Genomic DNA, 12997 nt, shown 5'->3' on the forward strand with positions numbered 1-12997 from the left:
TGCGGCGCCGGATGCGCCCGCGAAAAGCGCGCAAAGGGAGGGAGGCTGTGATCTCATCGTGACACCATCACTTCTGTCGTCTGGCCGGGGCGGAAAACACGGACCGACTGGTCGCTGCCGGTGGGGGCAACCGCCACCGCGCCGGAGGGGCCACCGGCATCGGCATAGGAACGCAGCATCAGGGACAGGGTGCCAGAGGCCTTGGCGAGCGTGACGATCTGGCCATCGGACGGTGCGACTTCCAGTGTGGCGGTGGCGCCTATGACGCTCTGCTTGCCTTCTTCGGCGGCGACCTGCTGGTCGATGGCCAGCACGCGAATATTGCGAAGTACCGGCTGAACTGAGTCGACCGCCGGCCCACCGTTGGCTGAGGGGCGCTGGTGGGTGACGAGGATGTCGACGCGATCACCCGGCAGGATAAAGCCGCCGGCCGTGTTATCGACACTCACCGGCACAGCGAGGGCGCGCATACCGGGGCTGAGCATGACGGCCATGAAGCCCCCCTCATCGGCGCGCACGATCTTGGCGTCGACGATCGGCTCGTTGGCGAGAATGTTTTCACGCACCACACCGCCGACATAGGCTTCCTTGGTGGGCGAAGGGGCGACCTTGTCGGTCACGGCCTGTACGATGTCGTTTGTCTTCTTGGCGACGACCTTGCCCTTGGGCGCCTCACCTTTGGCCGCGGCATCTTCAGTGCCTGCGGCGGGTGTACCGGCCGACGTGGTCGCGGCAGGGGCTGCGCCGCCTTCGACGATATAGGAAGGGTTGAGCGTGCTGACCGGCCAGTCCTGCCACGTCAGGTCGGCATCAGCGATGCGGGTGCCAGCGGGCAGATCGTGCGCGGCGACCAGAACACGGGTGGTCGGCTGAGGCGGCGGCGCCTGAACCGATGCGGTGGCTTCATGTGAGCCCTTGCCGGCGATCATGCCCCGCACCAGAAAAGCCAGAATCAGCGCTGCGACAGCCGCAAGGCCGAAAACGGCATATCGTGACGTCTTCATCTACCCAAATTCCCCTGAATAACCTGGTTCGTGGCGCACATGACCACTGACAAACCAAATCAGTTTGATCCTCTTGATTAGGGAATCTTCGCTTAAGGTTAGTTAACGTCGCGCTAAAGAAACGTTTACCCGGGTTAAATTCGTCACTTTCACCGCGATTGGGGCAATAGCTGCCCTAAAAGCGGATTTTTGTGCCGGGCGTATAATGATCAGGGTCTTAAGATCGCCAGAAAATCGCTCTGCCAGATGGCGGTGATGCCGCCGGCGCAGATGGCAATTCCGTAGGGAATGTCACCCTTGGCTTCAAAGTGACGGCCGAGCCACGGCGGCATTTTCGGCCCATGAATGGAGAAAAATCGACGCAGGGTCATGATGCCCAAGGTCAGCGCGCCGCCAAAGAGCGCGGTGTAGAGGAAGAGTGCGACAAAGCCATCCCAGCCCAGCCACAGGGCTGCCGCGGCCAGCAGTTTGGCGTCGCCGCCGCCCATAAAGCGCAGGGCGAAAAAGATCATGCCGAGCACGAGGCCGGCCAGGCCCAGACCAATGTGGACGCCCCAGCCAGCGAGGCTGAGATGCGTCAGCAAGGCAACAGGTACGAACGCAACCGCCAGACCCAGGGTCAGGCGGTTCGGAATGGTCATGGTGGTCAGATCGGAAATGGCCGCCCAGAACAGGCAAAGCGGATAGATGAACGCGAACAGCACGGTGATGGACACGGACGACAAGCCTCGATCATAATTAAGGTGGAGCCGTTCGTAGCAGACCGGAAGTTAAGGATGTGCTTATCTTTGCGAGTGTTCGCATGGATTACATCACTTTATCAATTTCGTCTGAAATGCGCTGGAACATGGTGATGGTGCTATCACCAAAGGCGGAACAGGCTGTCACGATGGCCAGAAACATGAGCGCGGCGATCAAGCCGTACTCAATGGCGGTCGCGCCACCTTGGTCTTTCCAAAAGCGGTCAAGTCTCGCGAGGCTTAATCCTGATCGCCTGAACATATTGATTTCCGCGAAGGTGGAATTTGAAAGAAGAACAGGCCGCAGGGTGCCCAGAAGTTTAGTGGGCAGGTCTGCGGCCTGTGTCAGTTTCGGTCGCTAAGGACCGTCATCTATATCTGGATCAGATGATTATTCGCCGCCGCCCGCGCCGTTGGCTGTTGTCAGCTCCTCATTGACCTTCGTGAAGGTGCCCTGGAGGCTGGTGCCGACGGTGCCGAGGATCGAGATCAGGGCGACGGCGATCAGGGCGGCGATCAGGCCGTATTCAATAGCCGTGGCGCCGGATTCGTCGGAAGCGAATTGTTTGAAGAACTTGGTCATGTGATTTTCTCCTGGATGAATTAATAGTAAGCAAGTGAACCATTTTCGTATCGGGTTACCGAGTAAACGGCTCATTTGCTCCCGAACACGAGATCAATTTACGATCCCATGATTAAAACCAAGTAAACAATAAAATAAAAATCAAAATAATCTATAGTTAATCTATAATAACCATTAATTTGAATTAACCTTAACTTAAATTAACAATGTTTCTGATTGTATTAATGCGTATTTTTTGTAGTTAATATTGCGTTTAGCAAATTTAAACATTTGTTATTTACAGTCTTTCCTAACCAACCCCTCAGTACTTCTATATATAAAGTATGCAGGGTCTGGCGCAGGCACGGTGTGATGCGGTCTTTTTGGGCGCTCTATATAGTCTATAAGGCCTGCTGCCGGCGTTGAGGGAAGCTTGGATATAAGTCTTAGGATGACCAAACACATGACTATGAAACTGATCGGCGTTCTGGCCTTCGCGCTTGCGTCCCTGGCCACCACCTCGGCAACGGCTGCCCAACGCCTGATGGTGGAAAAGAACCACTCGCAGCGACTGGCGCTATCCGGATCAGCGGGTGCTGTCATTGTTGCCAACCCTGAGATCGCCGATGTCACCATCATCAACTCGCGTACCGTCTATGTTATGGGCAAGGGCTATGGTAATAGTCAGGTTACCATCACCGATCGCGGCGGGCGCGTCCTGTTTGATGGCGAGATTGTCGTGACCGCCGTCCAGAAGGGGGCCATTACGGTCTATAAGGGCCTGACACCGTCTCTGATGGTGTGCTCAAATGTTTGCATTTCTGAAGAAGCGACAGCCACCAATTCCGGCAGCGGTGCGTCTCCAGCCGTTCTCAGCCCGGCGCCGGTCACCTCTGGCGCGCCTACGATCATGCAGGTTCAGTAAGTTCTTTATTGTAGAGACTGAGTTCTTAATCTGAATGACTGCGCCTTAACGGACTATTGACCTCAGTTGTATAGAGTGATCGCCAGCTTTGGAATAAGGGCGCGACATCACATGCTGGCAAGGCTGGCTACTTTCAGAAAATGGGCAAACGATTCACGTGGTGCCGCCGCCCTGGAGTTCGCGCTTGTGGCCGGTCCGCTGATCTTTATGATATGTGCCTGTATCGAACTGGCCATGGTCATCCTGTTATCTGTCACGCTTGATAATGCGACTAATATGGCTTCGCGCCAAATTCGCACAGGTACGATTTCGTCAAGTACCACGGTCGACGGCTTCAAGGATCTTGTCTGCGCCAATATGTCGTTGATGAGTGGCAGGTGTAAGGCGAGCCTCCGCATAGATGTGCGGAAATTTGACAGTTTTGCCCTGGTGGCCGCGGCGCCGCCGCCCGTCGTTGATGGCGAATGGACCTTTGGCGAAAGGTGCGACATCGGCAAAGGTTCTGAGATTCAGATGGCGCGCGTCTATTACGAATGGCCGATGTTCACACCCTTGCTGCAAGGGGGTTTTAACAGCCTCAGCAACAAGGACATCGTCATCACATCGACCGTTATTTTCAGAAATGAGCCCTTCTGATGATATCGCTTTCCAGACTTAGACAAGTGATGACGCTTAAGGTCCGGACATTTATCCGCGACGCGGGCGGAGTGTCGACGATCGAGTTTGCGTTTGTGGCGCCCATCCTCATCCTGGCCTATCTCGGCATGGCTGATGTGACTATGGGCATGATGGCGTCACGCCGCACCTCCCACCTGGCCGCGACGATCGGCGATCTAGCGGCGCAATCCGAGACCCTGACGAGCGCCAATATTACAGACCTGTGGGCGATTGCCAACAGCATGATGCAGCCTTTCCCCACAACACCTACGGCAGGGCAGCCATCGGTCCTGCTCAAGATGCGCATCACCTCGGTCAAGATGAATGCTGCGGGAACTTCTGCCGAGGTTCAGTGGAGCAGGGCGTCTAACTGGACGAGATTGACCGACGATGCTGCTGAAATCAGGGCGATCAAGAATACCCAAATCGCCGCAGGTGAAAGCCTGATCGTTACGGATGTGGAGTACACCTACAATTCGCCTATCAAGGCTGTCTTCGTGAAAGACGGCACGATTTTTAACAATACCTTCTATCACCATCCGCGCAACGGTGCGGCGGTGGTGTGTTCAGGGTGCTAACCCTCCATTACGGACCTGATCAGCGATAGCTTTGTTTGTGTCTCTATACGTTCGGACACAGGTTCGCTGTCAGCAACGATACCTCCCCCTGCGCAGGCCCTGACATGCCAGCGCTGGTCATCGTCGCGTTCGAGCGCCAGTGTGCGGATCAGCACGTTGGAGTCCATGGCGCCGTTGGCATCGATAAAGAAGAGCGAGCCGCAATAGGGGCCGCGCGCCGCCTCCATCTCGTAAATAACCTTCATGGCCTGCACCTTGGGCGCGCCGGAAATAGACCCCGGCGGGAAGGTGGCGCACAACACATCGGCTGCCGTCTTACCGGGGCTTAAGCGCGCCGTCACCGTAGAGACAAGGTGATGGACATTGGGATAGGTTTCGAGCGCATGCAGGGCGGTGACCCTGACGCTGCCGACCTCGGCGACACGCGAGAGATCATGGCGCATCAGATCAACGATCATCAGGTTTTCAGCGCGGTCTTTTTCGCTCAAAGTCAGTTCGGAGGCGAACCCTGTGTCTTCATCCGGTGTCTTGCCGCGTGGACGGGTGCCCTTGATCGGCCGGGTCTCCAGATCGCCCGCGCTATCGAGCCGGATAAAGCGCTCCGGGCTGTTCGACAGAATGCAGCGTTCGCCCAGGTTCAGAAAACCGCCGAAGGGAGCCGCGCCGGAGGTCTGCAGGGCTGACATCACCTGTCCGGGCGTGACGCCGGTTTTGAGCTTTCCGCTCCAGCCGCGTGCCAGGTTGGCCTGGAACAGATCGCCGGCGTGAATCTGCTAAATCAACGCCGCCACCTTGTCCTCGTGCACCTCGTCGGGTGTTTCCAAATGCAGCGGACCATCGCTGAACGGGCCGTTGAGCCCCTCGGCTATCGGCGTCACGGCATAGAGAGCGGCCAGGCTGTCGCGCGCAGCTTCGGCCTCGGCAGGCGTAGAACCTCGACCCATAGCGGTCAGGGTGTGCGCGTGATGATCGAAGACCAGCACCGCCGGATAGCACAAAGTCACGAGTTCGGGCCACGGCTTGCGGCCTTCGATGCGGAAGGGCCGGCGCTTCATGCCTTCGAGACGCAGGCCTAGCTCAAAAGATGCCATGCCGATCAGTCCGCCGGTAAAAGGCGGCCAGTTCTCGTGATCTGGCGTGATCGACGCGTCACGATCCGGCAGGAAAGCGGTCACCTCACGCAGGAAATCCGCCGTTTCGCGCGGATCGTCATAGGTGATCTGACCCTGCGCTATCGGTTGCGCCAGCAGGTAACTGTAACGCCCCAAAGCCCCGCCATCGGACAGGAATCCCGCCGCAAAAGCGTGCTCCAGCCAGCCTTGCAGGCGTGCGCCCACCGCCTCATAGGGCAGGGACTTACGGGTGACATAACTTAGGGAGATAGCCGAAAACGGCAACATTCACAGCAACTTGATTCGATAGTGAAAGCTAAAAGGCTCAGAATGATATCAGGATATAGCCGGTGGCGACAAGCCCGCGTTGAGCAACGCCCGCCCGCATCGACCAATCCTATGGATGGAGGTCCATTGATCTGACTGGAGCGGTTTGCCTGACTGCAATCCGCTCCTTTTCTTTCATATTATAGCTCAAGCGCCGGACTAGGTGTCCTCCATGGCGCCTCGCATTGGCTCAGGCGGGTGGTCGCCCAATCACCTGAACGGCGGCTCGTCGAAGGCTCTGAGCTTGCGGCTGTGCAGTTTAGAGCCGAAATCACGCAGGATGCTGACCGTCTCGATGCCGATCTGGATATGCTCAGCAATGGCGCGCTCATAAAACAGATTGGCCTGGCCCGGCAGTTTCAGTTCACCATGCAGCGGTTTGTCGGAAACGCATAACAGCGTCCCGTAGGGTACACGGAAGCGATAGCCCTGCGCCGCTAGGGTGGCGGATTCCATATCGATGGCGATGGCGCGCGATTGCGAAAAGCGCTTGGCCGATAGCGAATATTTCAGTTCCCAGTTACGGTCGTCGGTGGTGACCAGCGTACCGGTGCGCAGGCGTTTCTTGAGATCCTCGCCATCCTGACGGGTAATGCGTACCGCCGCCTCGTGAAAGGCCTGTTGCACTTCGGCAATCGGCGGAATGGGAATCTCGATCGGCAGCACATCGTCCATCACATGATCGTCGCGCAGATAGGCGTGGGCCAGCACGTAATCGCCGATGCTTTGCGACGCGCGCAATCCGCCGCAGTGACCGATCATCAGCCAGGCGTGCGGTCGCATGACCGCCAGATGGTCGGTGATGTTCTTGGCGTTGGAGGGGCCGACGCCGATATTGACCAGGGATATGCCTTTGTGACCTTCCGCCATCAGGTGATAGGCCGGCATCTGGTGCTTCCGCCACGGCGATGCGGCGATGATATCCTCCGGATTGACCGTTTCCTTGGTGATCGTGAAATTGCCGCAACAGGACAGCGCCGTATAGGGGCTGTCGGGCAATTTCAGTTGCTCCAGCGCGTAGGCGACGAAGACATCGACATAGCGGTTATAGTTGGTCAGCAGGATATAGCTTTGCGTATGCTCGGCGGGTGTGCCGGTATAGTGGCGCAGGCGTGCCAGCGAAAAATCGGTACGCAGGCCATCGAACAGCGCCAATGGGCGGTGGCCCAACGCGTCGATGAAGTCGATGCCGTCAGCTACTTCGTTGCCGATCAGGGCCAGTTCGGTAGCCGGGAAATGCCTGGATAAATCAATGGCGGAGACGCTGTTGAGATCGAGTCCGGCGCCATCCAGCACGTAAGGGTAGGGGATTTCCTGATCGGACAGCGACACCGAACATTCGGCGCCGTAATCGCGAATCAGCAGTTCGAGCTGTTCTTCGATATAGCTGCCGAAAACATCCGGTCGCGTGATCGAAGAGGAATAGGTGCCGGGCCGTGAGAAACGGGCATAGGCGCGATTGACCTCCGGATGGCGGTTGTTGAGGATCAGCGCTTCGTCGTCTTCATCGAGCACGCCTTTCCACACCACGGTCAGCTTGGGATAACAGTAGCGCCCAGCCTTACGAAGCGAACGCGACGGTTTTTCCTTCTGCTCCAGATAGGCGTGCAGATCGGCTTGCAGGGCGCTGACGGCATCGGCATAGATCGTGTGGAGCTGAGCGACGATAGTTGCCGCGGAAGGGGACGCCTTGTCCTTTTGCGCGGCCTTTTTCTTATCTTTTTTCATGCCGTTACAATAACACGCCGACCGTCAATTTTCTATGACGGTCAAGACGCGATTACATCTCCTCAAGAGAACTGACCCTATGTGTGCCGAGTGATGTCTTTGCGATTCCATATCTTCAAAAGTCTTATGGTAAGGCCGGAGAGAAGGCCGAAAATCAGTCCGGCTAGATGGCCGATCTTGATCAGGCCAGTGTCGCTGACAAATACATCGAGGCCGACGCCAATCATCACACCCAGGCAACCAATGATTCCGCCGATAGACCGCCAGCGTATGGTGACCAATGCAAGACCGCAAAGGCTCATATAGGCTTGTGAGGCTCCGGAAATAAAGCCCTGCGGTTCGAGTAGGACGGCACAATATTGCCCTAGTACACCGCCCGTCAGCCCAATCAGAGGCGCAAAGATTGTACCTGTTTGCTTTTCTGCCGCACTGCCGACGCATGCGATGATGAGGGCGTTAAGCAGCATATGCGGGAATTTCACGTGCAGCCATTGCGAAACGAGCAGCCGCCAAATGTCATCCGGCCTGAAGTTCGCGCCCTTGATGGCACCGAAAGCCACCAGGTCACGCGATGATTGCTGCATCCAGAACGATTGTCCTAGCGCATGCGCTACCAGCAGCCAGACAACAATCAGGCTTGCAGCCCATGTCGTGGACAAGGAAAAATAGGTTTTCATGTTTCCCCCCCCATGTTTGGCTATTGCCCCGCCATCGGTCGCAAACCCAGTTCGCGCAGCAGATGGGCGTCGGTGCCGCGCTGCGGATTGGGCGTGGTCAAGAGGGTGTCACCGATAAAGATCGAGTTGGCGCCGGCCATGAAACACAGCGCTTGCAGTTCCTCACTCATCTCGTTGCGACCGGCCGACAGGCGCACCATCGACTTCGGGCAGATGATCCGCGCCACCGCTATGGTGCGGACAAATTCGATGCCCGAAATGCCGCCCTCAGTCCCCACCTTGTCACCCAAAGGCGTACCGGAAATGGCGACCAGATTGTTGATAGGGATCGAATCCGGATGATGGGGCAGGGTGGCCAGTTGGTGCAGGAACGATACCCGGTCAGAACGCGCCTCGCCCATGCCCATAATGCCGCCGCAGCAGGTCTTCATGCCGACATCAGCCACGGCCTGCAGCGTATCGAGGCGTTCCTGGTAGGTGCGGGTCGTCACCACGAACTCATAATATTCCGGCGACGCATCGAGATTGTGGTTGTAGTAATCGAGGCCGGCGTCTTTCAGCGCCTGTGCCTGATCCGGTGTGATCATGCCCAGCGTTGCACAGGTCTCCAGCCCCATGGCTTTCACGCCGCCGATCATGGCGGCCAGCGCCGGCACGTCGCGGTCTTTCAGGTCGCGCCACGCCGCGCCCATGCAGAAACGCTGCGCGCCGCCCTCCTTCGCGGCCCTGGCCTCAGACAGAACCTTTTCGACCGCCATCAGCTTGCCGGCTTTCAGGCCGGTGTCGAAATGCGCCGATTGCGAACAGTAGCCGCAATTTTCCGCGCAGCCACCCGTTTTCACAGAGAGCAATTGCGACAACTGCACTTCCGACGGATCGAAATGCTGGCGATGCACGCTGGCCGCCTGAAACACCAGCTCCATGAAGGGTAGGTCGAATAAGGCAGCGATCTCTGCGGTCGTCCAGTCGTGGCGCAGGGTAAAGGCGGGTGCGTTCATGGGGCAGGCTCCTTAGATATATGAGGGAGGTTTAGTCCAAACCTTGCTCCGGTCAAAGCAAAACCATATTTCCGCTTTCTTCGTGATATAGCGTCGCCGGCCAACCGGAGCTTTTCATGCACCTCAATCGACGTTTGTTTCTGGCTAGTCTGAGCGCCATGACCCTGGCCACGACCGTTCGTGCTGCCGAGGCCGGACGTATCGTCATGACGATGTCGGGTGATGGTTTCACCCTGCCCGTGCGCATCAAGGGACGCACCCTGATCGCCCTGTTTGATTGCGGCGCCACGCAAAGCGTCATCGATTCCGGCGTGGCGGCGGAGCTCGGTTTGCATCCACGCAGCCGCATCGACGTCAATCTGGTCTATGCCGCCGGCCGCATGGCGGTGACCGCGCCGGTTCGCGTCACGCTGGGCGAGGCGGTCTTCACCCCTACCCTGGCGCTGGGCCAATTGCGTGCCAATGGCCGGCCGTTCGATGTCCTGCTCGGCTGCGATCTACTGGAAGCCTTTCGGCTCGATCTCGATATCGCCACCGGCTATGCGCGGCTCTCGACGGATTATGCCGGTGATGTTCCCGGCGGTATGTCGGCCATTCCGCTGACTGCCTCATCGCATGGCCTCAGCGTTGATATCACCATCGAAGGTAAGCGTCTGCGCGCCCATGTCGATACCGGCAGCAATGACGCTCTGACGGTACGGCGCTCGTGGGCCGAAAAGCATGGCCTTCTGCGTGACCGACCGGTGTCGCAATGGATCAGTGCCGATCTTTCCGGCATCTACAAGATCGAGATGACCAGCATGCGCACGGTCTCGATCGGTGACTATGCATTCGCCCATGTTCCCACCGGAATCGCCCAATTCCAGCAGGACAGCGATGCGGCCATTGGGGTCGAACTGTTGATGCGCTGTCATTCGGTGTGGAGCCTGGCGGCCTCGAAACTATGGCTGTCGGCAACTGATGAAGCGCTTGCCCGGCCCTTTGCCCGGGAACGTGCAGGCCTTGCCTACCTGCCCGATGCGCAAGGGCTTAGGGTGGTCTTTGTGGCGCCCGGCAGCCCGGCAGATCGCGCCGGCTGGAAAGCCAACGACATCATCACCGCGGTTGACGACGGGCGTGCGGATGCCGCGGGTGACTGGAAACGCGATCCGGCGCGTCGCTCGGTGCGCCTGAGCACCGCCAGCGGCGAAACCCGTACTCTGGATCTGGCTGATTATTATTGACCATATAAAGATATCTTTATATCTTTATTGCCATAATGGCTGTCTGACGCTATAAGCGGTTACATATCTTACAAAACGGGACACCCCATCATGGCTGACTACATTGTCAAAGACATCTCGCTTGCCGCCTTTGGCCGCAAGGAAATCGACATCGCCGAAGGCGAAATGCCGGGCCTGATGGCCACGCGCGCCGAATTCGGCCCGACGCAAACGCTGAAAGGCGCACGCATCGCCGGTTCGCTGCACATGACGATCCAGACCGCCGTGCTGATCGAAACCCTGCAAGCCCTGGGCGCCGAAGTGCGCTGGGCCTCTTGCAACATTTTCTCGACGCAGGATCACGCTGCCGCCGCTATCGCCGCCACCGGCACGCCCGTCTTCGCCACCAAGGGCGAAACCCTGGAAGAATACTGGGATTATGCCCACAAGATCTTCGAATGGCACGATGGCGGTTATCCGAATCTGATCCTCGATGACGGCGGCGACGCCACGCTTCTTTGTGTGCTTGGCCCGAAGGCTGAAAAAGACCTGTCGCTGCTCAGCAATCCGCAGAACGAAGAAGAAGAAGCGCTCTACAAGGTCATGAAGCGCTATATCGCCGAGAAGCCCGGCTTCTATTCGGCCATCGCCAAGGCGATCACCGGCGTTTCGGAAGAAACCACCACGGGCGTTCACCGTCTCTATGCCATGGCGCAAAAGGGCGAACTGCCTTTCCCGGCCATCAACGTCAACAACTCGGTCACCAAGTCGAAGTTCGACAACCTCTACGGCTGCCGTGAGTCGCTGGTCGACGCCATCCGCCGCGCCACCGACGTCATGCTGGCCGGCAAGGTCGCTGTTGTCCTCGGTTATGGCGATGTCGGCAAGGGTTCGGCTGCAAGCTTGCGTAACGGTGGCGCCCGCGTCATCGTCACCGAAGTCGATCCGATCTGCGCCCTGCAAGCCGCCATGGAAGGCTATGAAGTCCGCACCATGGAAGAGGTGGCCGCAAACGCCGACATCTTCGTCACCTGCACCGGCAACAAGGACGTGCTGCGCCTTGAGCATATGCGCGAGATGAAGCACAACGCCATTGTCTGCAATATCGGTCACTTCGACTCGGAAATTCAGGTCGCTGCCCTGAAGAATTACAAGTGGGACGAAATCAAGCCTCAGGTCCACCACGTCGAATTCCCGGATGGCAAGAAGATCATCCTCCTGTCCGAAGGCCGTCTGGTCAATCTTGGTAACGCCACGGGCCACCCGTCCTTCGTGATGTCGGCCTCGTTCACCAACCAGACCCTGGCGCAGATCGAACTGTGGACCAACGCTTCGAAGTACGAGAAGTCGGTCTATACCTTGCCGAAGCACCTCGATGAAAAGGTCGCGCTGCTGCACCTGGCCAAGCTTGGCGCTAAGCTGACTGTGCTCAATCAGGAACAGGCCGACTACATCGGCGTGCCGGTCGACGGTCCTTACAAGCCGGATCACTATCGCTACTAAGGGGTTTGGGGCCAAAGCACGTATCTTGTGGCCCCAAGTCTTTGCCTTTTCAAAAGAAAGCCCCGGTCTCTTACGACCGGGGTTTTCTTTTGAAGGCAAGGTTTATGGGGTCACGACCCCAAACCCAATTAGTTCTTAAGTTCGGACGGCACCTTGCCGCCATTTTCGGCTAGCTTCTGCATGACCTGCTTGTGCAGCCAGACATTCATAGCGCCCGAATGGCGGATATCGCCGGTAAAGCCCAGTTCTTCGGCCAGGGCCTGACGAACGCCAAGATCCGACTCCAGTCCGATCAGCTTCAACAGATCGACGATCGACATGCGCCAGTTGAACTTCGGATCATGCTTGGCGTTTTCCTGATCGAGAATGGCCGCGACATCGACCTGCTCCATGACCGGCGCCGGCATCGGGTCCGCCACGGTGGTGGCCGGTGCAATGGCTTCGGACGTATGGAGAGACTCTTCGGCCGGTATCGGTTGCCGTGGCGCCGGAACAATCTGGTCGCCGTGTTTGTGAAAGATGAAATCCTTGATTTGGCTAAAAATGCTCATAAGCTTTACTCCGTCGTGCCAAACCCCCTGCCTGTCTCTGTAGGCCAGTCGATTGTAAAAATGCGATAAGGGCTTTGCGTCAAACCTCAAGAGCTTCGCGCAACCACGCCGCATAATCCGCGCTGGCCCAGGCCACCGGCACGGCGAGAATTTCCGGTACATCATAGCTGTGATGCTGCTTGACCAGCTTTTCCAGCATCGGCAGCTTTTCCAAGAGGGTCTTGGCGGTCAGCATGATCTCGTTGGCCGTATCTATCCCGCCCTTCCAGCGGTAGGTCGAACGGATTTCATGGCTCTGCACGCAGGCGGCCAGTCGCGCCGTCACCAGCAGACCGGTCAGGCTCTGGGCTTCGGCTTCATTGGCGCAGGCAATCGAAACGGTAACAATATCGCTCATATCGTCAGCATACATCTATTGACCCATTTGCCAAAA

16 protein-coding genes are annotated in these 12997 nt (G+C 57.7%); 5 read left to right on the forward strand and 11 right to left on the reverse strand.

Annotated features, from left to right (window positions below; genetic code table 11):
- Window positions 1-53 precede the first annotated feature (53 nt).
- From cpaB to ABQ278_RS01750, 4 genes are all read right to left on the reverse strand, one after another.
- Window positions 54-1004: a Flp pilus assembly protein CpaB gene (gene cpaB / locus ABQ278_RS01735; RefSeq protein WP_349320923.1), complete on the reverse strand. Its 951-nt coding sequence runs from the start codon at window positions 1002-1004 to the stop codon at window positions 54-56.
- A 209-nt stretch (window positions 1005-1213) separates the two neighbouring features.
- Entirely contained in the window at window positions 1214-1720 is a 507-nt protein-coding gene (locus tag ABQ278_RS01740; protein ID WP_349322196.1) for a prepilin peptidase, read from the reverse strand.
- A 91-nt stretch (window positions 1721-1811) separates the two neighbouring features.
- Window positions 1812-2006, reverse strand: coding sequence for a Flp family type IVb pilin (locus ABQ278_RS01745; RefSeq protein ID WP_349320924.1), 195 nt, complete (start codon window positions 2004-2006; stop codon window positions 1812-1814).
- A gap of 129 nt (window positions 2007-2135) precedes the next feature.
- The gene (locus tag ABQ278_RS01750; protein WP_349320925.1) at window positions 2136-2327 is read right to left on the reverse strand and encodes a Flp family type IVb pilin; all 192 of its coding nucleotides are present in this window, start codon (window positions 2325-2327) and stop codon (window positions 2136-2138) included.
- Between the two features lie 442 nt (window positions 2328-2769).
- Between ABQ278_RS01750 and ABQ278_RS01755 the strand changes: the two genes are divergently transcribed.
- The 3 genes from ABQ278_RS01755 (at window position 2770) to ABQ278_RS01765 (ending at window position 4466) form a co-directional block, all read left to right on the forward strand.
- Window positions 2770-3231, forward strand: a complete 462-nt coding sequence (locus ABQ278_RS01755; protein ID WP_349320926.1) for a pilus assembly protein N-terminal domain-containing protein — start codon at window positions 2770-2772, stop codon at window positions 3229-3231.
- 111 nt (window positions 3232-3342) lie between these two features.
- The gene (locus ABQ278_RS01760) at window positions 3343-3867 is read left to right on the forward strand and encodes a TadE/TadG family type IV pilus assembly protein (protein ID WP_349320927.1); all 525 of its coding nucleotides are present in this window, start codon (window positions 3343-3345) and stop codon (window positions 3865-3867) included.
- A 29-nt stretch (window positions 3868-3896) separates the two neighbouring features.
- A complete protein-coding gene (locus tag ABQ278_RS01765) occupies window positions 3897-4466 on the forward strand; it encodes a TadE/TadG family type IV pilus assembly protein (RefSeq protein ID WP_349320928.1) in 570 nt (189 codons plus the stop codon).
- On the opposite strand, the gene ABQ278_RS01770 is transcribed toward ABQ278_RS01765, so the two are convergent.
- The 5 genes from ABQ278_RS01770 to bioB all read right to left on the reverse strand — a co-directional run bounded on the left by ABQ278_RS01770 (window position 4463) and on the right by bioB (window position 9308).
- On the reverse strand, window positions 4463-5236 hold the full coding sequence (locus ABQ278_RS01770) for an anthranilate synthase component I family protein (RefSeq protein WP_349322197.1): 774 nt from the start codon (window positions 5234-5236) through the stop codon (window positions 4463-4465). The genes ABQ278_RS01765 and ABQ278_RS01770 overlap by 4 nt on opposite strands.
- Before the next feature lie 3 nt (window positions 5237-5239).
- Window positions 5240-5866, reverse strand: a complete 627-nt coding sequence (locus ABQ278_RS01775; protein WP_349320929.1) for a hypothetical protein — start codon at window positions 5864-5866, stop codon at window positions 5240-5242.
- A 249-nt stretch (window positions 5867-6115) separates the two neighbouring features.
- Window positions 6116-7633 carry an AMP nucleosidase gene (locus tag ABQ278_RS01780; protein ID WP_349320930.1) on the reverse strand — a complete coding sequence of 506 codons (1518 nt, stop codon included), beginning with the start codon at window positions 7631-7633 and terminating at the stop codon, window positions 6116-6118.
- 77 nt (window positions 7634-7710) lie between these two features.
- A complete protein-coding gene (locus tag ABQ278_RS01785; RefSeq protein WP_349320931.1) occupies window positions 7711-8310 on the reverse strand; it encodes a rhomboid family intramembrane serine protease in 600 nt (199 codons plus the stop codon).
- A gap of 20 nt (window positions 8311-8330) precedes the next feature.
- Window positions 8331-9308 carry a biotin synthase BioB gene (gene bioB, locus ABQ278_RS01790; protein ID WP_349320932.1) on the reverse strand — a complete coding sequence of 326 codons (978 nt, stop codon included), beginning with the start codon at window positions 9306-9308 and terminating at the stop codon, window positions 8331-8333.
- Between the two features lie 116 nt (window positions 9309-9424).
- Between bioB and ABQ278_RS01795 the strand changes: the two genes are divergently transcribed.
- Entirely contained in the window at window positions 9425-10531 is a 1107-nt protein-coding gene (locus tag ABQ278_RS01795) for an aspartyl protease family protein (protein ID WP_349320933.1), read from the forward strand.
- Between the two features lie 90 nt (window positions 10532-10621).
- Window positions 10622-12013, forward strand: a complete 1392-nt coding sequence (ahcY, locus tag ABQ278_RS01800) for an adenosylhomocysteinase (RefSeq protein WP_349320934.1) — start codon at window positions 10622-10624, stop codon at window positions 12011-12013.
- A gap of 128 nt (window positions 12014-12141) precedes the next feature.
- Here the strand turns inward: ahcY and ABQ278_RS01805 are convergent, their stop codons facing one another.
- Window positions 12142-12564 carry a DUF3597 domain-containing protein gene (locus ABQ278_RS01805; RefSeq protein ID WP_349320935.1) on the reverse strand — a complete coding sequence of 141 codons (423 nt, stop codon included), beginning with the start codon at window positions 12562-12564 and terminating at the stop codon, window positions 12142-12144.
- 79 nt (window positions 12565-12643) lie between these two features.
- On the reverse strand, window positions 12644-12961 hold the full coding sequence (gene cutA, locus ABQ278_RS01810; protein WP_349320936.1) for a divalent-cation tolerance protein CutA: 318 nt from the start codon (window positions 12959-12961) through the stop codon (window positions 12644-12646).
- Window positions 12962-12997: the final 36 nt, after the last annotated feature.

It is taken from the genome of Asticcacaulis sp. MM231, assembly GCF_964186625.1.
Classification (GTDB): Bacteria; Pseudomonadota; Alphaproteobacteria; order Caulobacterales; family Caulobacteraceae; genus Asticcacaulis.

Coding starts and splice junctions, on each gene's coding strand:
- ABQ278_RS01780 (WP_349320930.1), bottom strand. CDS start 7,633: ATGAAAAAAGATAAGAAAAAGGCCGCGCAAAAGGACAAGGCGTCCCCT.
- ABQ278_RS01760 (WP_349320927.1), top strand. CDS start 3,343: ATGCTGGCAAGGCTGGCTACTTTCAGAAAATGGGCAAACGATTCACGT.
- ABQ278_RS01755 (WP_349320926.1), top strand. CDS start 2,770: ATGACTATGAAACTGATCGGCGTTCTGGCCTTCGCGCTTGCGTCCCTG.
- ABQ278_RS01795 (WP_349320933.1), top strand. CDS start 9,425: ATGCACCTCAATCGACGTTTGTTTCTGGCTAGTCTGAGCGCCATGACC.
- cutA (WP_349320936.1), bottom strand. CDS start 12,961: ATGAGCGATATTGTTACCGTTTCGATTGCCTGCGCCAATGAAGCCGAA.
- ABQ278_RS01745 (WP_349320924.1), bottom strand. CDS start 2,006: ATGTTCAGGCGATCAGGATTAAGCCTCGCGAGACTTGACCGCTTTTGG.
- cpaB (WP_349320923.1), bottom strand. CDS start 1,004: ATGAAGACGTCACGATATGCCGTTTTCGGCCTTGCGGCTGTCGCAGCG.
- ABQ278_RS01785 (WP_349320931.1), bottom strand. CDS start 8,310: ATGAAAACCTATTTTTCCTTGTCCACGACATGGGCTGCAAGCCTGATT.
- ABQ278_RS01750 (WP_349320925.1), bottom strand. CDS start 2,327: ATGACCAAGTTCTTCAAACAATTCGCTTCCGACGAATCCGGCGCCACG.
- ABQ278_RS01765 (WP_349320928.1), top strand. CDS start 3,897: ATGACGCTTAAGGTCCGGACATTTATCCGCGACGCGGGCGGAGTGTCG.
- bioB (WP_349320932.1), bottom strand. CDS start 9,308: ATGAACGCACCCGCCTTTACCCTGCGCCACGACTGGACGACCGCAGAG.
- ahcY (WP_349320934.1), top strand. CDS start 10,622: ATGGCTGACTACATTGTCAAAGACATCTCGCTTGCCGCCTTTGGCCGC.
- ABQ278_RS01805 (WP_349320935.1), bottom strand. CDS start 12,564: ATGAGCATTTTTAGCCAAATCAAGGATTTCATCTTTCACAAACACGGC.
- ABQ278_RS01775 (WP_349320929.1), bottom strand. CDS start 5,866: ATGTTGCCGTTTTCGGCTATCTCCCTAAGTTATGTCACCCGTAAGTCC.